23 protein-coding genes are annotated in these 19,760 nt (G+C 68.3%); 12 read left to right on the top strand and 11 right to left on the bottom strand.

From position 1 onward, the window contains the following. The first annotated feature begins 256 nt into the window (after positions 1–256). The gene (locus AC3IR9_RS15205) at positions 257–1,366 is read left to right on the top strand and encodes an HDOD domain-containing protein (protein ID WP_489291705.1); all 1,110 of its coding nucleotides are present in this window, start codon (positions 257–259) and stop codon (positions 1,364–1,366) included. Positions 1,367–1,437: 71 nt separating this feature from the next. On the opposite strand, the gene AC3IR9_RS15200 is transcribed toward AC3IR9_RS15205, so the two are convergent. From AC3IR9_RS15200 to AC3IR9_RS15190, 3 genes are all read right to left on the bottom strand, one after another. Next, complete coding sequence (locus AC3IR9_RS15200; protein ID WP_489291704.1) at positions 1,438–3,015, bottom strand: phospholipase D family protein; 1,578 nt, start codon at positions 3,013–3,015, stop codon at positions 1,438–1,440. 58 nt (positions 3,016–3,073) lie between these two features. Continuing rightward, the gene (locus AC3IR9_RS15195; RefSeq protein ID WP_489291703.1) at positions 3,074–3,784 is read right to left on the bottom strand and encodes an rRNA pseudouridine synthase; all 711 of its coding nucleotides are present in this window, start codon (positions 3,782–3,784) and stop codon (positions 3,074–3,076) included. Positions 3,785–4,455: 671 nt separating this feature from the next. Then, positions 4,456–4,953 (bottom strand): YgjP-like metallopeptidase domain-containing protein, encoded by a 498-nt coding sequence (locus AC3IR9_RS15190; protein WP_489291701.1) that lies wholly within the window; start codon positions 4,951–4,953, stop codon positions 4,456–4,458. Positions 4,954–5,026: 73 nt separating this feature from the next. On the opposite strand from AC3IR9_RS15190, the gene AC3IR9_RS15185 reads away from it, so the two are divergent. Then, positions 5,027–5,578, top strand: coding sequence for a DUF2058 domain-containing protein (locus AC3IR9_RS15185; RefSeq protein WP_489291699.1), 552 nt, complete (start codon positions 5,027–5,029; stop codon positions 5,576–5,578). A gap of 108 nt (positions 5,579–5,686) precedes the next feature. Continuing rightward, positions 5,687–5,953 (top strand): DksA/TraR family C4-type zinc finger protein, encoded by a 267-nt coding sequence (locus AC3IR9_RS15180; RefSeq protein ID WP_489291698.1) that lies wholly within the window; start codon positions 5,687–5,689, stop codon positions 5,951–5,953. A 15-nt stretch (positions 5,954–5,968) separates the two neighbouring features. Here AC3IR9_RS15180 and AC3IR9_RS15175 read toward each other — a convergent pair whose 3' ends face one another. Both AC3IR9_RS15175 and AC3IR9_RS15170 read right to left on the bottom strand, forming a co-directional pair. Next, positions 5,969–6,550 carry a mechanosensitive ion channel domain-containing protein gene (locus AC3IR9_RS15175; RefSeq protein WP_489291697.1) on the bottom strand — a complete coding sequence of 194 codons (582 nt, stop codon included), beginning with the start codon at positions 6,548–6,550 and terminating at the stop codon, positions 5,969–5,971. Positions 6,551–6,630: 80 nt separating this feature from the next. After that, positions 6,631–6,813: a hypothetical protein gene (locus AC3IR9_RS15170; RefSeq protein WP_489291696.1), complete on the bottom strand. Its 183-nt coding sequence runs from the start codon at positions 6,811–6,813 to the stop codon at positions 6,631–6,633. A 149-nt stretch (positions 6,814–6,962) separates the two neighbouring features. Between AC3IR9_RS15170 and AC3IR9_RS15165 the strand changes: the two genes are divergently transcribed. Genes AC3IR9_RS15165 through AC3IR9_RS15155 form a run of 3 tightly spaced genes read left to right on the top strand, consistent with a single transcriptional unit; the run spans position 6,963 to position 8,971 of the window. Then, positions 6,963–7,547, top strand: a complete 585-nt coding sequence (locus AC3IR9_RS15165; RefSeq protein WP_489291695.1) for an RNA polymerase sigma factor — start codon at positions 6,963–6,965, stop codon at positions 7,545–7,547. Next, positions 7,544–8,077, top strand: a complete 534-nt coding sequence (locus AC3IR9_RS15160) for a hypothetical protein (RefSeq protein WP_489291693.1) — start codon at positions 7,544–7,546, stop codon at positions 8,075–8,077. The genes AC3IR9_RS15165 and AC3IR9_RS15160 overlap by 4 nt, the downstream gene beginning before the upstream one ends. Positions 8,078–8,089: 12 nt before the next feature. Next, positions 8,090–8,971 (top strand): DUF4097 family beta strand repeat-containing protein, encoded by an 882-nt coding sequence (locus AC3IR9_RS15155; protein ID WP_489291692.1) that lies wholly within the window; start codon positions 8,090–8,092, stop codon positions 8,969–8,971. Positions 8,972–9,016: 45 nt separating this feature from the next. Here AC3IR9_RS15155 and AC3IR9_RS15150 read toward each other — a convergent pair whose 3' ends face one another. From AC3IR9_RS15150 to AC3IR9_RS15140, 3 genes are all read right to left on the bottom strand, one after another. Next, positions 9,017–9,196 (bottom strand): hypothetical protein, encoded by a 180-nt coding sequence (locus tag AC3IR9_RS15150; protein ID WP_489291691.1) that lies wholly within the window; start codon positions 9,194–9,196, stop codon positions 9,017–9,019. 11 nt (positions 9,197–9,207) lie between these two features. After that, positions 9,208–9,504: a YkgJ family cysteine cluster protein gene (locus AC3IR9_RS15145; RefSeq protein WP_489295851.1), complete on the bottom strand. Its 297-nt coding sequence runs from the start codon at positions 9,502–9,504 to the stop codon at positions 9,208–9,210. Between the two features lie 416 nt (positions 9,505–9,920). Beyond that, the gene (locus AC3IR9_RS15140; RefSeq protein WP_489291690.1) at positions 9,921–11,276 is read right to left on the bottom strand and encodes an Hsp70 family protein; all 1,356 of its coding nucleotides are present in this window, start codon (positions 11,274–11,276) and stop codon (positions 9,921–9,923) included. 115 nt (positions 11,277–11,391) lie between these two features. Between AC3IR9_RS15140 and AC3IR9_RS15135 the strand changes: the two genes are divergently transcribed. After that, positions 11,392–11,727 carry a zinc ribbon domain-containing protein YjdM gene (locus tag AC3IR9_RS15135; RefSeq protein ID WP_489291689.1) on the top strand — a complete coding sequence of 112 codons (336 nt, stop codon included), beginning with the start codon at positions 11,392–11,394 and terminating at the stop codon, positions 11,725–11,727. Between the two features lie 7 nt (positions 11,728–11,734). On the opposite strand, the gene AC3IR9_RS15130 is transcribed toward AC3IR9_RS15135, so the two are convergent. Beyond that, the gene (locus AC3IR9_RS15130) at positions 11,735–12,910 is read right to left on the bottom strand and encodes a tetratricopeptide repeat protein (RefSeq protein WP_489291688.1); all 1,176 of its coding nucleotides are present in this window, start codon (positions 12,908–12,910) and stop codon (positions 11,735–11,737) included. A 234-nt stretch (positions 12,911–13,144) separates the two neighbouring features. Between AC3IR9_RS15130 and AC3IR9_RS15125 the strand changes: the two genes are divergently transcribed. The 4 genes from AC3IR9_RS15125 (at position 13,145) to AC3IR9_RS15110 (ending at position 16,104) form a co-directional block, all read left to right on the top strand. Further along, positions 13,145–13,744 carry an HD domain-containing protein gene (locus AC3IR9_RS15125; RefSeq protein WP_489291687.1) on the top strand — a complete coding sequence of 200 codons (600 nt, stop codon included), beginning with the start codon at positions 13,145–13,147 and terminating at the stop codon, positions 13,742–13,744. A gap of 56 nt (positions 13,745–13,800) precedes the next feature. Then, the gene (locus tag AC3IR9_RS15120; RefSeq protein ID WP_489291686.1) at positions 13,801–13,986 is read left to right on the top strand and encodes an oxidoreductase-like domain-containing protein; all 186 of its coding nucleotides are present in this window, start codon (positions 13,801–13,803) and stop codon (positions 13,984–13,986) included. 66 nt (positions 13,987–14,052) lie between these two features. Continuing rightward, entirely contained in the window at positions 14,053–14,637 is a 585-nt protein-coding gene (locus AC3IR9_RS15115) for a DUF998 domain-containing protein (RefSeq protein ID WP_489291685.1), read from the top strand. Positions 14,638–14,760: 123 nt separating this feature from the next. Further along, positions 14,761–16,104 carry a virulence factor family protein gene (locus tag AC3IR9_RS15110; RefSeq protein WP_489291684.1) on the top strand — a complete coding sequence of 448 codons (1,344 nt, stop codon included), beginning with the start codon at positions 14,761–14,763 and terminating at the stop codon, positions 16,102–16,104. 28 nt (positions 16,105–16,132) lie between these two features. On the opposite strand, the gene mprF is transcribed toward AC3IR9_RS15110, so the two are convergent. Next, a complete protein-coding gene (mprF, locus tag AC3IR9_RS15105; RefSeq protein WP_489291683.1) occupies positions 16,133–18,697 on the bottom strand; it encodes a bifunctional lysylphosphatidylglycerol flippase/synthetase MprF in 2,565 nt (854 codons plus the stop codon). Positions 18,698–18,890: 193 nt separating this feature from the next. Between mprF and AC3IR9_RS15100 the strand changes: the two genes are divergently transcribed. Further along, positions 18,891–19,238: a RidA family protein gene (locus tag AC3IR9_RS15100; RefSeq protein ID WP_489291682.1), complete on the top strand. Its 348-nt coding sequence runs from the start codon at positions 18,891–18,893 to the stop codon at positions 19,236–19,238. Positions 19,239–19,331: 93 nt separating this feature from the next. Here AC3IR9_RS15100 and rnfB read toward each other — a convergent pair whose 3' ends face one another. Further along, on the bottom strand, positions 19,332–19,757 hold the full coding sequence (rnfB, locus tag AC3IR9_RS15095) for an Rnf electron transport complex subunit RnfB (protein ID WP_489291681.1): 426 nt from the start codon (positions 19,755–19,757) through the stop codon (positions 19,332–19,334). Positions 19,758–19,760 lie beyond the last annotated feature (3 nt).

The raw sequence follows: 19,760 nt of genomic DNA, 5'->3' as shown, positions 1-19,760 counted from the left end.
AAAAAAAGCGACGTTGTCGGATCGGGTGACGGGTCGCGCGGCGCCATTCTAGTGCATTCCGCCGGAGGGTGTTGTCAGGGTTCTGCCCGATCGCATCGGCCATTCCGGTTGCCGGCGAGGAAGCGGCGGCCATTAAAGTTGCTGAAGATGGCGCCGATGCCGTGGCAACGGTGCGCGGTACCGGCAATGCCAGGACGGACGACGTGGGTGCAGGGGCGACAACACAAGGGCGATGCCGGCCAGGACGGCGGCGCTGATGGCGGTGATCTTGATGGTGGCAGCGGGGCTGCTGGGCGTCGGCGTGGCGGGGCTGGGCATTGCCGCCTGGCGCGGCGGCCGTGCGCCGCCGCCGGATGCCGGCAGGATGCGCCGGCGCGAACCGGCGCTGGCCGCATCGGGGCGCGCCTTGCCGGGCGCAGAGGGCCTGGCCGCCGAGGTGTTGCAGTCTGGCCTGCATGCCGTGGCGCTGGCGTCGAGCGGCGACGGGCGGGACGTGCAGGACCTCGCGCGCGACACCACCCTGCGGGAGGCGGTGGAGGCCGCGCTGGAGCGGCGCGACTGGTCGGCCCGGCACCTGCCGCGCCGGCCGCAGCTGCTGCCGCAGCTGATCCAGACCGTCAATGACAGCGATGCGTCGGCCCGCGCGATGGCCGCCATCATCGGCCAGGACCCGGTGTTGACCGGCAACCTGCTGCGGATCGCCAACAGCCCGGTGTACCGGCTGCAGGCCAAACCCGTGGATACCCTGCAGCGCGCCGTGACGCTGGTGGGGACCGAAGGCATCCGCCAGATCATCAGTGCGGTGCTGGTGCAGCCGGTGATGCAGCTGCACTGCGATGCCTTTCCGCGGTTTGGCACGGTGATCTGGGAGCACGCCCTGCTGGCCTCACGCGCGGCCGCCGACCACGCGCGCCTGGTGACCCAGGAAGACGCATTCGCCGCACAGTGGCTGGGCTTGACCCAGGGCCTGGGCGCGGCGCTGGTGATGCGGCACCTGCTGGATGCCACGGCCGAGCACCCGGGCGCGGTGCCGTCGCGGGCCTTGGCCACCGAGTTGCTGGATGCGTGGACGCTGCCGGTGGCAAGCCGCATTGCGGCGGCATGGGAGTTGCCGCCGCCGGTGCATGAGGCCCTGGCGCGCGGAGGGGAGCACGCCCAGGCCGGGTTGTCGGCGAGCCTGCGCTTTGCGCGGGCTGCCGCGGCCGCCAGTTTGCTGTGCCGGCATGGACGGATCAGCCAGGCCCAGGCGCTGGCCCTGCTGGAACAACAGCACGCTACGCCCGCGCACGCCCTGCAGTGGATCTGGCGGCGCCTGCACGGGCGCGCGGTGGAGACCCTGGACGCCGACGAGCCGGTCGAGGCCTAGTCCGGTCGCCTGCGCTGCCAACGGTGTCCAGGCGGCGCGGTGCTGGGCCGGGTGAACGATGCGGCGCCGGGTTACAGCTGCGATTCCAACGGCAGCCAGCTGATCGCCCGCGCGCTGGCGCGCAGCCAGAACGAGGTGTCTGGTTCGTGGTCGAGCAGGTGCGGGGGCTGCGCGTCGCGGTCCAGCCAGCGCACCTGGCCCTGTGCATCCAGGGTGACCCAGTAACTCTGCGTCGGATCGGCCAGCCGCAGGTACTCTGCGCGCAGCTGCGCGGCCAGCACCGGGTCGTTGAACAGCACGCCCATCTCGGTATTGAGGTAGGCCGAGCGCGGGTCCAGGTTGAATGAGCCGACAAAGCCGCGTGCGTCGTCCAGCACGAACGCCTTGGTATGCAGGCTGGCGCCGCTGCTGCCGAACAGGCCGCCGGCATCGCCCTGGCCACGTGATTTCAGTTCGTACAGGTGGACACCCCCGCGCAGCAGGGGGGCGCGGTAGTGCATGTAGCCGCTGTGCACGGCGGCCACGTCGTTGGCGGCCAGCGAGTTGGTCACCACCGCGACCATCGCGCCGCGCTGGACCAGCGCCACCATGCCCTCGGTGCCTTCGTCGCCGGGCACGAAGTACGGTGAAATCAACAGCGCCTTGTGCCGGGTCGCCTGCAGTTCGGCGACCAGCCGGGTGACCAGCCAGCTGGCCGGGTCGTCGCGGCGGTGCTTCATTGCCGGGTCGGAAACAATCTCGACATCGCCGCTCCAGTGCAGGTCGACCGCCTCACGGTAGTACGCCCCGGCCGACGGCGATTGCTGCACACGCTGCAGGTAGGGCTGTGCCGCATCCCGGGTGGCTTCGTGTTCGGACTCGCGTACCAGCAGGCGCAGCTGCGCGGGCGTGTGGAAAGCCAGTGCCGAAATCGGCACTGCCGTCGGGCTGTTCCAGAAGTCGTCGAAAATGCGGTTGGCCTGGGTCACGGCCTTGCCGGCGACCAGCAGGTCCAGGTCGCGGAAATTCACGTCCGGGCGCGCGCTGAAGTACTCCTCGCCAATGTTGCGCCCGCCGACGATGGCCACCTGTCCGTCGGCGATCCATGCCTTGTTGTGCATGCGGTGGTTGATGCTGAAGAAGCGTTGCACCATCTCCACCAGCCGCCACACCCCGGCCCGGTTGCGGAACGGGTTGTACAGGCGGATCTCGATGTTGGGGTGCTGGTCGAGCGCCATCATCAAGGCATCCTTGTCGTGAGCGTTCATGTCATCGAGCAGGATGCGTACGCGCACGCCACGTTCGGCGGCTTGATTCAGCTCCCGCACCATCAGGTGGCCGATCAGGTCGTCGTGCCAGAGGTAGTACTGCAGGTCCAGGCTGCGCCCGGCATGGCCGGTGATGGCGGTGCGGGCGGCAAAGGCGTCCAGCCCATCGGAGAGGAACGCCACGCCCGATTGGCCGGCGTGTGCGGCCAGCAGCGGGGCCAGCTCGCGGTCGATCACGGTGTGCGCCGGCTGCGGTGGCAGCACGCTGCTGGGAATGCCCAGCGCCTTGGGGGTGAGGTGGTCGGCCAGCAGCAGGCCGCTGAGCACCAGCAGTACCAGTACCGCCACCCCGATCCCAAGCCAGCGCAGCATCCGGCGCCAGAGCGGTTTTTTTGCAGTCATGTGCCGATCCTAAGCGGCACGCCGTTGCAGTGCGAGAACAACGGGGGCGCGCGTTGGCTCAGAAGCGTTCGTCGGGCGCCAGGTAGCGCCAGGTGCCGGGGACCAGCTTGCCCATCGCAACCCGGCCGATGCGCAGGCGGCGGATGCTGACCACCTCCAGCCCGACCTGGGCGCACATGTCGCGCAGCTGGCCGGGCTGCACCGGCTTGATGGCAAAGCGCAGGCGGGTTTCGTTCTGCCAGCTGACCTTGCACGGCGGCAGTGGCCAGTTGCCGAAGCTGAGGCCGTGGGCGAGGCGCTTCATGCCATAGGGCACCAGTTCGCCGCTCACTTCCACCAGGTACTCCTGCTCCAGAGTGGCGCCGCGGTCCTTCAGGTGCGACAAGATGCGGCCGTCCTGGCTGACCACGACCATTCCGCTGTCTTCATCGGCGAGCGGCATGGCCAGCTGCAGGGCCTGGAAGTGGCGCTGCAGGAGGGTGACGCCGGTGCCGTCCAGTTCGCTGCGGGTGTCGGGGGTAACGCGCGCGCACAGTTCGTCGGCGCGCATGCCGGCAGGTTTGTGCAGCAGCATGCTCACGGTTTCGGTGCGGGTCGCTTCGGCGTTGTCGCGCAGGACGATGGTTTCGTCGCTGACCATGGCCTGGGGCTGTTCCACTACGTTGCCATCCACGGTGACCCAGCCGCCTTCGATGTAGCGCTGGGCATCGCCTCGGGAGCAGCCGATCTGGGCGGCCAGGCGTTTGTCGAGTCGGATCGGGTCGGTCATCAGGCGGGCAACGAATAGCGGGATACGGGCGGGGAGTGTACTGGGTGGGGAGGTGGGGGTGTGCTAAAGGCGGAAAGCCAGAGCCAGAGCCAGTTGGCCGCGATGCCCTGGCTTGGCCTGGCGCGGGTGGGCTGGCCGGACACGCCGTAAACCCCGCTCCGCGGTCCGGCCCAGCCGCTGGCGGCTGTGCGTTCGAGCGCATGCGAGGCAGTGCCTCGCAAGCAATCCGCTCTCACCCCTGGGGGCTCGTGGGCGCCATCCATGGCGCCCAACGGTCCGGCCAACCCACCCACGCCAGGCCCCGACAGTTGGCCGGTGGCCGGTGGCCGGTGGAAAGGCAACGGCCACCGGCACCCGCCGGACCTGACGGTCATCGGCTCTTTATGGTGTTGGCTTCGCTGTTGGTTTTGGCTGTGGATCTAATTTGAATGTGGGGATGGGGAGGTTGGGATTGGATCTGGCTCCGCGCATGCCTTTGGTTTTGGCTGTTCCCAGGCCACCTGCCGTTTGTCTGGGGCGGGGGCGTATGGGGTCGCGGGGCCCTCCACCGCATGGATGCGGTGGCGGAGCTTACAGGGATGTACTTGCAGCGTGCCCCGTGACCCCATACGCCCCCGCCCACCCTCAGCAAACCGTTAGGCAGGGTGCAGTTGCACCGGCACTGCCGCGCGTCAGCCGGTGCTGCGTTCCAGGTGGGTCAGGTACAGGCGCAGGTCGAATTCCAGCTGATGGTAGTCGGCCTCCATGTGCGTGCACAGCTGGTAGAAGGCCTTGTTGTGGTCCGATTCCTTCAGGTGGGCCAGTTCGTGCACCACGATCATCTTCAGGAACGGGGCCGGGGCCTCGCGGAATACGCTGGCAATGCGGATTTCGCGGCTGGCCTTGAGCCGGCTGCCCTGCACCCGCGATACCGTGGTGTGCGTGCCCAGCGCATGCTTGAGCACCTGCAGCCTGCTGTCGTAGATCACCTTGGACAATGGCGCGGACTGGCGCAGGTAGCGCTCCTTGAGCCCCTGGGTGTAGTCGTACAGCTGGCGGTCGTTGCGCACGGTGTGCAGGTCCGCATAGCGACGCTGCAGCCATGGCCCAAGACGATCGCCCGCGATCAGCTCGCGGACCTGCTGCTGCAGGGCCTCGGGGTAACCGGCGAGATACTTCAGGGCGGTCATGGGCGACGGTTGGGGCTGGGCGGGTGGACCAGTATGATGGTCTCCGGAATCGGGCAACAACAGATGCAAGCGTATGGCGAAGGCAAATCCCCTGCAGGAACAACTGCTCAAGGCCGGGCTGGTCAAGAAGTCCCAGGTCTCCCAGGCCGCCCGTGAACAGGTCAAGGCCCGTCACGGCAAAGCCCCCGTTGCGCCGAGCGAAAGCCAGCGCGAGGCCGAGCGCGTCCGCGCCGAAAAGGCCGAGCGCGACCGCGTGCTGGAAACCGAGCGCAAGGAAAAGGCCCGTGCGCAGGAGCTGCAGGCCCAGGTGCGGCAGATCATCGACAGCAACAAGGTCAAGCGTGACGGCGAAAGCGAGTACCGCTTCAACGATGGCACCCTGATCCGCACGTTGCTGGTCAACGCGCTCCTGCGCAAACAACTGGCTTCCGGTGCGCTGGTGATCGCCCGGCATGGCGACGGCTTTGAACTGTTGCCGCGTGCCGCCGCCGAGAAGGTGCGCGAGCGCGACGCCAGCGTGATCGTGCTCGACAACGGCCAGCCCGCCGGCGAGCCGAGCACCGGCAACGCCGACGATGACGCCTACTACGCCCAGTTCCAGGTGCCCGACGACCTGGTCTGGTAGCGCTGGCTGAAGGGTTCACGCGTGTGGCAGCGCGTTCAGCCATACGTCGGCCGCGGTGATCTGGCCAGGTTTATGCTGGTGCCCTGACACCGGCAGGAGAGGCAGATCATGGCGACAGGTTGGGCAGGCGACGGCGCCGTCCAGGACCAGATCGACGCGACCGTCGCGGAGGCCATCCAGCGTGCCCGCGCCCAGCTCGGGCAGGGCCCCGGGCTGACCCACTGCGAACATTGCGACGCCCCCATTCCCGAGGCACGGCGCAAGGCCGTGCCGGGCGTGCGCTCGTGCGTGCGCTGCCAGCAGGACGAGGACGCCGCCCAGCACGACGCCGGCAGCTACAACCGACGCGGCAGCAAGGACAGCCAGCTGCGCTGATTGCCGGGCAGATGCCTACCCGTCGCCCTGGATACCGCCGGGGGCCTGTGACGGATCGCGCCAGCGGCGCACGGTGCGCTGGAAGAACATGTTGTTGGGAATCTGCAGCACGGTGCCTTCGTGGTGGCCGTCGGTTTCCTGCAGCGTGGTGTAGATCAGGTTGACGTCGATCACCCGGCCCTTGAGCCCGGGCTTCTCGCCGTTTTCCAGCAGCTCGATGTAATCGTGCAGCCGGAACGGGCGGGTGGTGAAGATCAGCAGCGTGCAGAAGATGTTGGACAGCACGCTCCACGCGGCGAAGAAGGCCACCGCACCGACGGCGGCAAAGCCGGTGAACGCCGTCCACAGCACCGTGGCCGACACCCCGAAGATCTTGAGCACCACCAGCAGCACGGTGAAGTACACCACGAAGGAGAACAACCGGCGCGCGCCCATGATCATTTCCGGGGGCAGCGTGTAGTGCTCGCCGATACGGCGGATCAGGCGCCGTGCGATCAGGCGCAGCAGCCAGGCGACCAGCAGGGTCAGCAGGATCTGCAGGGCGGGTATCCCGTACTCCAGCCACGGATGGGCCCAGGCGGGCAGATGGTCTTTCATGAAGAGGGGGATTCCTTGCAGCGATAGCGCGGTGAACGCCTATCTTAATGCGGCTGCGGCGCGGGATTGGTCGCTGGCGTTCAGAGCAGGTGCCGGGATTCCAGCTGTGCGATCAATGCGGTCAGGCACAGTGGCGTCTGCTCGGCGTACTGCACGCACAGCTCCGGATGCGGCGGGATCGAGACGTGGATGCTCAGCGGGCTCCAGGGGAGGGTGCAGGTGCTGACCAGCGATAACAGCAGAGCGAGGCAACTGGAGGACATGGTCGATTCCTTGGCGATGGCCCGGGGTACGCAGGATTGGATGCAGTGGGCGGCAAAAAGGTTTAGAGGCCTTTTCCGCCGTTCGGCGAAGCACCCGGAAACCGCCTGGGGCGTTTAAACCTTTTCGATGCACCCGGCATCCAAGGGATATGCTCGACGCCACCATGCCCCCCTCCCGCACCCCGACCGAGGCCGACGCCGCCGATGACCACACCCTGGTCCGTGCAGCGGTAGCCGGTGACGTGCGTGCCTACGAGCGCATCTACCGGCGCCATTCGCCGCGGCTGTATGCGGTGCTGTGGCGGTTGTGCGGCGGCCAGGCGGCCCGCGCCGAGGATGCGTTGCAGGAGGCCTTCCTGCAGGCCTGGAAGGCACTGCCGGCATTTCGTTTCGACAGCAGCCTGGGCACCTGGCTGCATCGGCTGGGGGTGAACGCGGCGTTGATGGAGCTGCGCTCCAGCGCTGCCGAAATGGCCCACGACGCAGGCCAGGAGGGCTGGGACAGCGTGGCGATGCTGGCATCGGTGGACCGGTGCGCCGGCACCACGCTGGACCTGGAGCGGGCATTGGAAACCTTGCCGCCACGCGCACGTGCGGTGTTGGTGTTGCACGATATCGAAGGCTGGAAACATCAGGAAATTGCCGAACAGCTGCAGATGGCTGTGGGCAGTTCCAAGGCACAGTTGCATCGTGCGCGCGGTCTGTTGCGCGCACGCCTGGGAGAAACCGCATGACGATTGAAATCGACCACGACCACGACCACGACGACGCCGGCGATGGCTTGCAGGCACGATTGCGCGCGCTGCCGTCGGAACGTTTGCCACCGGCGCGGGTGTGGCAGGGCATTGCGACGCAATTGCCGCCGATGCCGGCAGCGGTGGCGCCTGTGCCCGGGGCGTCGGTGACGGTGCTGCATCGTCGCTGGCCCCTGCGGATCGGACTGGGCCTGGCAGCGGCGTTGGGGCTGCTGATGGTCATGCCCGCGCCGGTACCCCAGAGCTCGCCGCCGTCATGGGTGCAGCGCCAGGCCGATGCGATGGCAAGCGAATACCAGCAGGCGATGGCGACGCTACCGGCCGCGCAGGTCGGCGGCGATTGGCAGCCGGCGCTGCATGAGCTGGATTCCAGTGCGGACCACATCCGTGCGGCCATCGCCGAAAACCCACGCTCGCGCGTTCTGCTCGGGCAGCTGCAGCGTACTTATGCGTTGCGCCTTGAACTCACCCAGCAGGCGGTCATGGCCGCCGCTGGCCTGCCATCCTGAAGGAGATACACCATGCACAATTCATTGCGTCTGATCGCGGCCCTGGGCCTGTTGCTGCCGCTGGCGGGGCACGCGGCCACGCGGGTGGATGAACGCGCCGCGCTGGGCACCGGGGGGCGGGTGGAACTGAGCAATATCGCCGGGCAGGTCACGGTGCGCGGGTGGGACCGCAACGAAGTGGCACTGACCGGTTCGATGGCCGATGGGCTGACGCTCAAGCAGGATCGCAGCGCCAACCGGGTGCGTTGGGAGGTGGTCTATCCGCGCCAGAGCAACAACGGCGGGGCAACGCTGGAGCTGCGGGTGCCGCGTGCGGTGGAGGTGCAGATCGGCACGGTCAGTGCGGACATCGATGTGCGCGAGGTGGACGTGCGGCGGCTGCAGGCCAATGCGGTGAGTGGCGACATCTCCGCGGCCGGGCGCAGCGGCGAGGCGGCATTGACGTCGGTCAGCGGCAGCATTCGTTCGCAGGTACAGACGCCGCGCCTGGAGCTGCGCGCGGTCAGTGGCTCGATCCAGGCCGGCGGCGGCTCGGGAGAGGTGTCGGCTGAGACGGTATCGGGCAGCATCAAGATGGATGCGGGCCGGGTGCAGCGGCTGGGCGCGGAGGCGGTGTCGGGCAGCGTGAATGTCGCCGCGACAGGCCTGGCACCGGGCGGCAAGGTAACGTTGCAGACAGTAAGCGGGTCGATCGGGCTGCAGTTGCCGCGTTCGGTGTCGGCGCAGCTGCGGGTGAAGACCTTCAGCGGTGATATCCAGTCCGATGCGGGAACGGTGGAAAGGCCGCGTTATGGGCCGGGCCGCAGCCTGGATGCGACGCTGGGCGGGGGCGATGGGGACATCGCGATCAATGCGCACTCCGGTACGGTGCGGGTGACGCTGGGCGGCCGCTGAGTGCGGCCACCGCACCGGCGCAAGGCCGGTGCGGACGGCTGCAGGTCAGCTGGCTTTCTTCAGTGCGAGGGTGTTGCCCAGCACTTCGATTTTGCCGCCGCTCTTGCGGAACGCGGCCAGGTCGGCTGCGATGCTGGCACTGCTGAGGGCAGTGCTGGACCCTTGCTTGCGGTCGACGCGAACGGTGTTGCCTGCCTTGGGGGAGGTCTTTGGCGTACGGGCCATGGATGCTCCTGTCATGGTTGGAACGTGGAAAAAGACGTCGACAGGTCGTGCTGTTGTCGACGGTAGTCCTGCCGCACGAGGCGGCAGTCATCGCCACCCATGTCAAACTGGCGGCAGATGGCGGGACGCTGCGAATAGATCGTGCAGCGCAGGTGATAGGGGTCGATGGCGGCGCACCAGCCTTCGTCATTGCGGGCCATGACGGTGCGCCCGTTTTCGGTATCCAGCAGGTGGCGGGGTACCGGATCGGTCGGCATGACGGTCACCGAGAGCCGGCAACAGACGGCGTCACAACGGCGGCAGTCGATGGGGGCGGTCTCGGCAACGGAAGCTGGGGCTGGTACAACCAGGCGCTCGCCCAATCGAATGTCTCTTGGCGGCTCGGGGCACTACGCGCTGTGAACGAGCCGGATCACAGCGTGAAAACAATCCCGGCGCCCGGGACGGATCCATGGGCGGCAGCATCGGAAAGGACGGTGGCCTGTGTCAGGCCCGGGCCAACATGCGCATTGCGCATCCAAGCCCAAAGATGATAGCGCTTTTGTCGTAACGTTTTGTTAATACTGGCCGTTCAGTGGGGCAAAAGCCTTGTGGCGCTTGGTTCTTCGGCTCGCCCAGCTCCCCTTTGATGGGGGTGGAAGGGCGGAAAACCAAGCCCAAGCCCTGGCCCGTGTGCGGCTGGGCGGAGTGCAGCGCGCCCGCCGGCCCCGCCGTTGGTCCCGCGCTACGAAGCCGCCGCCCAGGCCAACCCGTGCACCACCCCGAACGAGGGATTGCCGCGGACCAGCGTCGCGGCCGGAAACGCTGCCGCCACCGCGTCCTGCAGATAGCCCGCACGCGACATCCCGCCGGTCATGAACACCGCCGTCGGCTCATGGCCGATGTCCGCACGGACCTGCTCCAGCAACGCGGTCAGTTCGCCCAAATAGTTGCCCGCCGCCGTTTCCAGCCGGGAGCGATCGACCGCTACGGTGAGGTCGCGTTCGATGAAATCCAGGGGGCTGTCGTGCCGTGCCTGGCTGCTCAGCGCGATCTTGCAGTGTTCCACTTCGCGGTACAGGCGCGCGGTGTTGCCGGTGTCCTGCAGCGCCTGCAGGCGCTTGCCCCAGGGGGCCTCGGCATCGCGATAGTCGTGTTGGCGGAAATCGCGCTGGCGGGTCATGTCCTGCACCATCGCCGCTTCCACGTAATGGTGCGCCGGCACGCGGCTGATGCTGCGGCCGAACAGCGGCATGTAGGCCCCCAGGCTGAGCGCCAGGTCGATGTCGGTACCGCCGCGCGGGACGCCCCAGGCGCGGTGGATCTTCGGCGCCTGCGGGCCACCGACGCGTGCGTGGGCGATATCGGTGGTACCGCCCCCGATGTCGACCACGATCGCCTCGTGCTCCTGGCTGCTTTCGGCGTGGTAATGCATGGCCGCCGCCGCCGGTTCTTCGAGGAAATCGACGCTGTCGAAGCCGGCGGCGATCGCCGCGGTATGCAGGATGTCCAGGGCCTGGTCGTTGCCGGCCGCACCGATCGAACTGCGGAACTGCACCGGCCGGCCCAGCGTGGCCGTGCGCACTGCCTGGTCAAGCTGCCGCGAGGCGGTCAGGCGGATGTGCTCCAGAATGTGCGTGGCGATGCCGGTGATGGTCTGGCGCGCGCGCGGATGCAGGTTGTAGCCCAGCATCGATTTCGGGCTCTGCACCAGGTTGCCTTCGTTCTCTTCAAAGTAGGCCTCCAGCGCGTCATCGCCGTAGACCGCGTTCTGCAGCAGCTTGGTGGAGGTGAGCGGGGCGCGCATCTGCTCTTCCATCCACTGCCGCCGCACCACGCGCAGGGCCTCGCGGCGCAGCGCATCGGGGGCGCGGTCCTGGCCGGCGGCACGGGCATCACGGCCGGCCGCATCGATCAATCGCGCCAGTTCGTGCTCCAGCGCCGGGGTCAGTTCGAAGTCGTTGGGGTCGCGCATCACTTCGGGGAAATACACCGTGGTGCGGAACTGCTCGGCCTGGCCGAACTGGATCGGCACCACTTTGCCGTCCACCACCGCGGCGGCGGCGGAGTTGCTGGTGCCAAAGTCGATGCCGATTTTCATGCAGGCCGGGCCGATGGTGAGGGGGCGCGCACTGTGCGGCAAGCGGGCGGGAGGTGCAAGGGCCGAAGGAAGGGGCGGTTACAATGGGCGCTGTTCCGATTCTGAAGGCTTCGCCATGTCCCTCGCCCCCGCCTGCCCACAGTGCACCCTGGAAAACACCTATGCCGACGGCGCGCTGTGGATCTGCGCCGACTGTGGCCATGAGTGGGCGGCCGGCGATACCGGTGGCGCGGCCCTGGTGGTGCGCGACAGCAACGGCAACGTGCTGGTCAGTGGCGACACGGTCACGGTGATCAAGGACCTGAAGGTCAAGGGCTCGTCGATCCCGCTCAAGCAGGGCACGGTGATCCGCAACATCCGCCTGGTCGAAGACGATGCCGAGCACATCGAAGGCAACTCGGACAAGATCAAGGGCCTGGTGCTGAAAACCTGCTTCCTCAAGAAGGCCTGAGCGGGCCTCAGTTCACTGCCGCGGCACGCTGGCGCCAGCGCTGCAGGCTTTCCAGCTTGGCCTGGTACTGCGCCTTGAGCGCATCGGCGTTGTCGCCGGCCAGGTCGCGTGCCTGGGCCATTTCCCGGGACGCCCGGCGGTTGTCGCCGGCCAGGAAGTAGCTGCGCGCCAGCCCGAAGTGGAACTGGTGCGCGGTGGGATACAGGCTGATCGCGCGCCGGTAGTAGTGGATTGCGGTGGCGTAGTCATGGCGTTGCTCGGCCTGGTTGCCCAGCCGGAACTGCACGAACGGATCGCTGCGCTGTACCTGTGCCAGGCGTTTGGCCAGCTGCGCGGCCTGCCGGGTGTCGCCGAGCCGTCGGTACAGCGCACTTGCATTGGTCAGGCCGGCCGCATTGCGCGGCTTGAGCTGCAGCGCGGTACGGTAATCGTGCTCGGCCTGGGCCAGGTTGCCGGTGCGCGCGTCCAGCACGCCGAGGTTGTTCCAGCCGGCGACGAAGGCCGGCTCCAGCGCCAGCGCTGCCATCAGGTAGGACCGTGCCTGCACGACATCGCCATCGGCCATCATCATCGCGCCGCGGTTGTTGTAGAAGTGGGCCAGCGCGCGCGGCTGGTCGATCGGTTGCGGCCCATAGCGGTCATAGAGCACGTTGCGGTCCAGGTCGACCACGGCGATGCGGCCATTGACGTTCACCCCGGCGTTGACGTGGCCCACGCTGTAGATCACCCCCTCCTCTTCGTGCCAGGTCACCACCTGGGCCACTTCCTGCACCCGCGCATCGATGCCCGCCGCACGGGCCAGGGTGACGAACAACAGGGTGAAGGACAGGCAGTTGGCGCGCCGGTTCTGCCAGGTTTCGCTGACGGTCTGGGTGGCGTAGGGATCGTAGGACAGGTGCATGCCGTCCTCGTCGAAGATCAGGTGGACCAGGCGCTGCAGGCGTTGTTCGCGCGAGAAACCCGGTGCGATCACCCGTTGCTGCAGCGCGTCCTGCAGCGCGGGCGGGATGGCCAGGATCTGCTCGGGCGTAGGGACCGGTAGAGCCGGAACCGGATCCGACGCCGGCGCCGGCGCGGCTGCGGCGGCAGCCGGCGCGCTGATCGACTCGGCCGCAGCCGCCGGCAGGGCCCCGAGCAGGGCCCCGAGCAGGGCCAGGACAAGCAGGACTTTCCAGGCGGACATGTCGCTCACCTCACAGGGCACCGTCGTTCGCGACCCCAGTCTAGGCCCGCGCCGGGCAGCTGGCACGCCGTTTGTCGGCTGGATCGTCCATCCACAGCGGGTGTGGACCAGCGCCGGGTAAACCTGTGGATAAGCGCGCCGCCGCGCCGCGTACCAAGCCTGTGCGACGGCTGGTCAAAAAACCGCCAGTGGCGGCCCCTTGCCAGCCGGGCGCGGGGCCGCCACTGTGGGCCCATGTGCTTTGAACCGATCCCCTTGCCCGCGTCGATGCAGGCCGACCTTGAAGCGGCGTATGCGGCACCACCGCGCGCTTACCATAATTTCTCCCACGTCCGGGCCGTGCTGCAGCACTGCCAGGTCGTCGCCGAAGGCCCGGGCTGGCAGCAGCCGCGCGAAGTCCAGCTGGCCGCGCTTTATCACGATGCCATCTACGACGCCGGGCGCAGCGACAACGAAGCGCGTTCGGCGCTGCTGGCGCGCGAGGCGATCACGCGCTGGCTACCCGACGCCGGCATCGACGTGGCAAGGGTGGTGCAGCTGATCGAGTTGACCGCACGACACGGCGCGCTGGCCGCCGCCGACATCGATGCCGAGGCGGCGCTGTTCCTGGATTGCGACATGGCCATCCTTGGCGCACCAGCAGACGTGTTCGACGCGTATGACCGCGGCATCGCGGTGGAGTACGCCGGGCACGTGCCGGGTTTCCTGTTCCGGCTCAACCGGCGGCGCTTCCTGAAACAGCTGCTGCTCAAGCCGCGTATTTTCCTCAGCGACTTCTTCCATCAGCGGCTGGATGAAGCCGCGCGCGCAAACCTGCGCCGACGCACTGGATAATGCAGCAGGATGCCTGTCGCGGCAGCTGTCCGGTTTCCTTTCACGATGTCATCGCCATGTCCGACCTTGTAGCGCTTCCCGATCCCGACCCCCGCCCGCAGCCGCCGGAAGAGCCCGGCCCCAACGAGTGCTGCGGCAGCGGCTGCCCGTTGTGCGTGCTGGACCTGTACAGCGACGAGCTGCAGCGCTACCGCGCCGCGCTGGCGGCGTGGACGCTGCGCCATCCCGACGCGACCGACTGACATGGGAGCCTTTTACCGATGCACGCGGTAACCCTTTCGGGATCATCTTCGCGCCGGCAGGGCGCAATGGCACTCACCGCCGCGTGCGCGCTGCTGGTGTTCATCTGTACTGCGTTGTGGACCCAATGGGCGCGCCAGGACCTGGACTGGGTGCAGGCCACGCTGAGCCTGTACCTGCACGGGCCCTGGGGGCTGGCGCTGCGCACGGCCTATTGCGCGCTGGCGCTGGCGATGATGCTGCTGGCGTGGTCGCTGTATGCGAGCAGCCGCTCGCCCCGCCGCAGCAGCGCGGCCCCTGCGCTGTTCTGCGTGGCCGGGCTGGGCCTGATGGCGGTGGCGGTCGGCGACAGCTGGTTGCCCGAACGCGCGCCGTTGCTGGCGCCGCTGCTGCATGGGATCGCGGCCAACACCGCGTTCCTGTGCGCGAGCGTGGCGATGCTGTTGCAGAGCTGGTACCTGCGCGCCGACCCGCAGTGTGCGCGCTGGGCCGGGCTGGCCTGGGGCTGGGCCTGGCTGTGTTTCGTGCTGCTGTGGCTGCACGTCCTGTGGCGCGGCCCGCCGCGCGGGGCCGGGCAGAAACTGGTGATCGCCGCAGTGGTGTTGTGGTTGCTGGCCGTGGCGCTGCAGCAATGGCGGCAGGCCCGCCGCTGAGCCTGTCGTGCAGGACGCGGCCAGGCAGGGGTGATGCCCGCCGGCGGATGCAGCCAGCCTGTGTACATGCCGTTGGCGGGGGACCGGCGTATCGTGGGCTGGACTATTCAGGGATGCGTGAACATGCGGCGAGCCGGGTGGGGGAGTGTGCTGGGTCTGATGATCGGTGGGTGGGCGTCGATGGCGCTGGCCGGAACCCCGCAGCCGGTCAGCCATGGACGTTTCCAGGAGGTGCCGATGCATCTGCCCGACGGCCGTGCGCAGCGCGTGGTGATCTGGTTCGACGGCGACGGCAAGCGTGGACGCAGCGATCCGCGCATCGATGCACTGCGCGCCGACGGTGCATTGGTGGCGCAGGTCGACGTGGCCCGGTTGCGCAAGGTGCTGGCCAAAGAGGGCGGCGGCAGCTGTGCGTTTGGCGCAGGCGACGTGGAGAACTTCTCGCGCTGGTTCCAGGCCTACCTGCATGTACCGGGCTACCACCTGCCGTTGATCGGCGGTGACGGCGAGGGCGCCGAGCTGGCGTATGCGGTGGCCGCGCAGGCCGACACCCAGGTGTTTGCCGGGCTGCTGACTGCCGGCTTCTGCCCTGACCATGCGCGCGAGCACGAGGTGTGCGGGTCGGGCAGCAGCCATGGGCGGTTGGTACCGGCCGAGTTGAGCTTCCCGTGGTTGAACGCGGCCGGCGATGCGCATTGCACGGCCGGCAATGCGTCGGCGTTCGTGCGCAAGGTTGCGATGGCGCGCGAATTCCAGCGCACCGACGGCGGCGATGACCTGCCGGGCCTGCTGGCGGCGGCCAAGGTGATCGGCGCGCAGAAGGGCATCACGCTTGCGCCGCCCCCGGACGCGCTCAAGGGTTTGCCGGTGGTGGAGGTCCCTTCCAGCACGCCGGGCGATACGTTTGCGATATTCGTGTCCGGCGACGGCGGTTGGGCCGGGCTGGACAAGGAAGTGGCCGGCGCCTTGGCCGAGGCGGGGGTGCCGGTGGTCGGGGTGGATTCGCTGCGCTACTTCTGGACGGCGCGCACCCCGGCCGGTTTCGCCCATGATCTGGAGCGCATCGTCGCCCTTTACAGCCAGCAATGGCAGCGCAAGCGGGTGTTGCTGGTGGGGTTTTCGCAGGGCGCCGATGTGCTGCCGGCGGCGATCAACCAACTGTCGCCGGCCACGCGCGAGCAGGTGGCGATGATCGGGCTGATGTCGGTGGGCAAGAATGCCGATTACGAGTTCCACGTCAGCAACTGGCTGGGCGGTGGCGGTGGCGGGCTGCCGATCGCGCCGGAGATCGCCAAGCTGCCGGTGGGCAAAACCCTGTGCCTGTATGGCGAAGATGACGACGATGCGTTGTGCCCGTCGTTGCCAGCCGGCAATGCGCAGGTGATCGCGCTGCCGGGCGATCACCATTTCAAGGGAGATTACGATCGCCTGGCGCAGACGCTGCTGACCCATCTGCCGGCGCGATGACATGCGCGCGCCCGCGCACGGCGTGTGCTCAATCGTCGCGGCGTGGATCCAGTGAAATCAGGCGGGTGGCATCGAGCAGCGCGGCGGGCAGGTGTACGCCGCCCGGGGCGACCAGGTAGCGGGCGCGCCAGAGCGGGGCGAACTTGGACTTGAAGCGACGCAGGCCGCTGAAGCCGTAGAAGCGTTCGCCATGCCGCGCGACCAGGTTGGCGAAGCGGTTCCAGCGCCCGGCCAACCGGTGCTGGGCCAGTCCGGACAGCGGCGCCATGCCCAGCGAGAAGCGATGGAACCCGTTGGCGCGCCCCCACAGGAACAATTCGATGAACAGGAAATCCATGGTGCCCTTCGGGGCATCGTTGATATGCCGCATCAGGTCCACCGACAGTTCATTGCCGGCCGGGGCCTGCCACAGGTTGGCGAAGGCCACGATGCGACCTTCCGCCTCCACCAGTGCCACCGGGAAGCGTGCCAGGTAGTGGGCATCGAAGCTGCCCAGCGAGAAGCCCTTTTCATCGCCGGCCTTGTCGTCCAGCCATTCCTGCGAGATCGCCGCCAGCAGGGGCAGCAGCGCCGGCACCTCGTGCGGCGCGGCCACGCGAAAGCTCAGGCCGCCCCGCTTGCCGCGGTTCCAGGCCTGGCGCAGGTCGGCACGCTCACGCCCGTCCAGGCCGAAGTCCTGCAGCGGCACCATCGCTTCTTCGCCCAGCTTGACCAGGGTCAGGCCCAGGTCCAGGTAGGTCTGCCAGTACGCTTCGCCGACCTGGTAGAACACCGGCCGCAAGCCAAGGCGGTCGGCTTCTTCGCGGAACCGCCAGATCAGTTCGCGGGCGACCTCGGCGGGGCCGACCGGGTCGCCCATGGCGATCAATGAACCGCCGTAGCGCTGCATCATCACAAAGCCGCGCTGTTCCTTGTCGCGCAGCACCGCCTTGTCGGCGGTCAGCACCAGGCAGGCCTGGGTGTCTTCGGCGGACGCCAGGATCGGCGCCAGTGCCTCCAGCGTGGCGGTATCGGCTGCCGGCAGCGGGCTGCGCGTGCTGTGCAGCAACCGCGCCAGTCCAAAGATGGTCAGTGCGATGGCCACGACCAGCAGCGCACGCAGTGCGCGCGGCGCATTGCCCTGCAGGGCGAACTGCCACCACAGTTCGTTCTGGTATTCGACGTGGCTGTAGACGAAGAACAGCAGCCAGATGACCGCCACCAGCACCAACCCCAGGTTGCGGATCCACGGCCACGACCACGCTTCATCCAGCAGCGCTCCCTGGCGATAGAACTCGCGGCGCGAGGCCCACAGCGCCATCGCCACCAACAGCGCCGACAATGCGATCAGCACCTGGCCGCCGCGCAGCCAGATAGGCAGCGGGGCGATCACGCAGATACCCAGCGCCAACATCCATGCGCCATGGCTGCGCCGTTGCAGGCCCTGGCCGATCAACAGCAGCACCACGCCGGCCAGGCTGCCGAGCAGGTGCGAGGTTTCCAGGATCGGCAACGAGGCGTTGAGCAGGTGCCGGCGTGGGGTGGGCAGGGTGCCGTCGATCACCAGCGCCGCGCCGACGCTGAACACCGCCAGCGCGATGATCTGCGGCAACCACGGCCGCAGCGCGGTCCAGCCGGCGCGGGTGGCACCGGCGCCGACCCGCAGCGGCTTGCGCAGCGCCGGGCCCAGCGCCAGCAGCGTGGCCAGCAGCAGCGGCAGCACGTAGTAGGTGACGCGGTAGATCAACGCGGCGGCCAGTACCGCCGCCGGGGACACCTGCGGCAGCAGCTTGAGCAGGCTCCACTCGAACACGCCCAGCCCGGCCGGCACGCTGGAGATCAACCCGGCCAGCACCGCGACCAGGTACAGGCCGACAAAGCCGGGCAGGCCGGTGGGGGTGTCCATCGGCAGCAGCACGTAGAACGCCGCGCTGGCCAGCACCAGTTCGACCACGCTCAATGCGGTGACCCCGAGCATGGTGCGGCGGTCGGGCAGCCACAGGGCGTGTCCGCGGATCTGGAAACCACGGCCATCGCGGCCGACCAGCAGCAACGTCCCGGCATACCCGAGCAGGCCGATGATGCCGATCGCACGGACCGCCGCCACCGACACGGGCAGTGCCAGCGCGGCCGCGCCCGGCTCCAGCACGAACGCCAGCGCGAGCAGCAGCCACGCGCCGAAGATGAAGCCCAGCGTGCTCATCAGCACCACCTGGCCGATCTCGCCCAGGCTCAGCCCGGCGCCGCCGTAACCGCGCAGGCGCACCGCGCCGCCGGTGAGCGCGGCAAACCCCAGGGTCTGGCCAAGCGTGTGCGCAAGGAAGGCGGTGATGCCCACGCGCGCCGGGTGCAGGCGTTTTCCACTGCGTCGCAGGCCGATCGCATCGAACCCGATCAGGCAGGCGTAGCTGGCCAGGCCGAGTACCACGGTCAGCGCGATCTGGCCGGCGCCGAGATGCCGGAACGCATCGCGGATGGCGCGGTAGCCGTGCTCATCGAATTCGCCGGCCAGGCCGCGCAGGGCCAGCGCCAGGATGGCCAGGCTGAAGGCGACAGTGGCCGCGCGGCGCCAGGCAGCGCGGGCGGGGCGGGGAGCAGGGGTTGTTTCGGTCATCGGTACAGCGTGCTCCGGGTCAGGCGATGAAAGGGTCAAGGCAGTCAATGCGGGGGTGCGGGCGCATCGTGCGCCCGATGCCTGCGCTTGCCAAGGGTGGCGGCTGTGCCCGCCATGGCGGGAGGGACCGCAGGCAAGGACAGGCGCACGCCGCATCGGTGACAATGGGCCATCACCCAGAGGAGCAATCGCCATGTTGGAACGTTTCGACGTTGGTCCGCGCATGTCCGAGATGACCGTGCACAACAAGGTCGCCTACCTGTCCGGGCAGATTCCCGAAGACACCAGCCAGGACATCACCGGGCAGACCCGGCAGGTGCTGGAAGAGATCGACAAGCTGCTGGCGCTGGTGGCCAGCGACAAGCAGCACATCCTGCGCGCGGAAGTTTTCCTCGCCGACATCCAGGATTTCGCCGGCATGAACGCGGCGTGGGATGAGTGGGTGGTGGCGGGCATGACCCCGGCGCGTGCCACGGTGGAAGCCAAGCTGGCCGATCCCAGCTGGAAGGTGGAGATCGTGATTACCGCGGCGTTGCCGTAACGGGCTGCGGTAGAGCCGGGCTCTGCCCGGCTGCCCAGCCGCCCGGCTACTCGTCGGCCATGCAGTTCAACAGCAGCCGGGCAGAGCCCGGCGCTACAAGACGGGTGCTGCGATCAATTCGATGCAATCCACCGGGCACGGTGGAATGCACAGCTCGCAGCCGGTGCACAGGTCGGCGATGACGGTATGCATGTACTTGGCACCGCCGACGATGGCATCCACCGGGCAGGTCTGGATGCACTTGGTGCAGCCGATGCAGTCCGCTTCGACGATCACCGCGACCTGTTCGGCCTTGTGCTCGCCCCGGCGTCGGTCGAACGGCAGGGCGGGCACGCCCAGCACATGCGCCAGGGCGCGTGCGCCGTCATCGCCACCGGGCGGGCAGTGGTCAACGCCGGCATCGCCACGTGCCATCGCTTCGGCATAGGGGCGGCAGCCGTCGTAACCGCATTGACCGCATTGGGTCTGCGGCAGCAGGCGGTCGAGGCGTTCGGTCAGCAGGGGGAAGGCGGTGGGCATGCG

It is taken from the genome of Stenotrophomonas sp. GL_101, from assembly GCF_057835675.1.
This window is presented reverse-complemented; position numbering and strand designations above follow the sequence as displayed.

Bases quoted from the DNA above. Each gene is read 5' to 3' on its own strand.
- AC3IR9_RS15205 (WP_489291705.1), top strand. From the start codon at position 257: ATGGCGGTGATCTTGATGGTGGCAGCGGGGCTGCTGGGCGTCGGCGTG.
- AC3IR9_RS15200 (WP_489291704.1), bottom strand. From the start codon at position 3,015: ATGACTGCAAAAAAACCGCTCTGGCGCCGGATGCTGCGCTGGCTTGGG.
- AC3IR9_RS15195 (WP_489291703.1), bottom strand. From the start codon at position 3,784: ATGACCGACCCGATCCGACTCGACAAACGCCTGGCCGCCCAGATCGGC.
- AC3IR9_RS15190 (WP_489291701.1), bottom strand. From the start codon at position 4,953: ATGACCGCCCTGAAGTATCTCGCCGGTTACCCCGAGGCCCTGCAGCAG.
- AC3IR9_RS15185 (WP_489291699.1), top strand. From the start codon at position 5,027: ATGGCGAAGGCAAATCCCCTGCAGGAACAACTGCTCAAGGCCGGGCTG.
- AC3IR9_RS15180 (WP_489291698.1), top strand. From the start codon at position 5,687: ATGGCGACAGGTTGGGCAGGCGACGGCGCCGTCCAGGACCAGATCGAC.
- AC3IR9_RS15175 (WP_489291697.1), bottom strand. From the start codon at position 6,550: ATGAAAGACCATCTGCCCGCCTGGGCCCATCCGTGGCTGGAGTACGGG.
- AC3IR9_RS15170 (WP_489291696.1), bottom strand. From the start codon at position 6,813: ATGTCCTCCAGTTGCCTCGCTCTGCTGTTATCGCTGGTCAGCACCTGC.
- AC3IR9_RS15165 (WP_489291695.1), top strand. From the start codon at position 6,963: ATGCTCGACGCCACCATGCCCCCCTCCCGCACCCCGACCGAGGCCGAC.
- AC3IR9_RS15160 (WP_489291693.1), top strand. From the start codon at position 7,544: ATGACGATTGAAATCGACCACGACCACGACCACGACGACGCCGGCGAT.
- AC3IR9_RS15155 (WP_489291692.1), top strand. From the start codon at position 8,090: ATGCACAATTCATTGCGTCTGATCGCGGCCCTGGGCCTGTTGCTGCCG.
- AC3IR9_RS15150 (WP_489291691.1), bottom strand. From the start codon at position 9,196: ATGGCCCGTACGCCAAAGACCTCCCCCAAGGCAGGCAACACCGTTCGC.
- AC3IR9_RS15140 (WP_489291690.1), bottom strand. From the start codon at position 11,276: ATGAAAATCGGCATCGACTTTGGCACCAGCAACTCCGCCGCCGCCGCG.
- AC3IR9_RS15135 (WP_489291689.1), top strand. From the start codon at position 11,392: ATGTCCCTCGCCCCCGCCTGCCCACAGTGCACCCTGGAAAACACCTAT.
- AC3IR9_RS15130 (WP_489291688.1), bottom strand. From the start codon at position 12,910: ATGTCCGCCTGGAAAGTCCTGCTTGTCCTGGCCCTGCTCGGGGCCCTG.
- AC3IR9_RS15125 (WP_489291687.1), top strand. From the start codon at position 13,145: ATGTGCTTTGAACCGATCCCCTTGCCCGCGTCGATGCAGGCCGACCTT.
- AC3IR9_RS15120 (WP_489291686.1), top strand. From the start codon at position 13,801: ATGTCCGACCTTGTAGCGCTTCCCGATCCCGACCCCCGCCCGCAGCCG.
- AC3IR9_RS15115 (WP_489291685.1), top strand. From the start codon at position 14,053: ATGGCACTCACCGCCGCGTGCGCGCTGCTGGTGTTCATCTGTACTGCG.
- AC3IR9_RS15110 (WP_489291684.1), top strand. From the start codon at position 14,761: ATGCGGCGAGCCGGGTGGGGGAGTGTGCTGGGTCTGATGATCGGTGGG.
- mprF (WP_489291683.1), bottom strand. From the start codon at position 18,697: ATGACCGAAACAACCCCTGCTCCCCGCCCCGCCCGCGCTGCCTGGCGC.
- AC3IR9_RS15100 (WP_489291682.1), top strand. From the start codon at position 18,891: ATGTTGGAACGTTTCGACGTTGGTCCGCGCATGTCCGAGATGACCGTG.
- rnfB (WP_489291681.1), bottom strand. From the start codon at position 19,757: ATGCCCACCGCCTTCCCCCTGCTGACCGAACGCCTCGACCGCCTGCTG.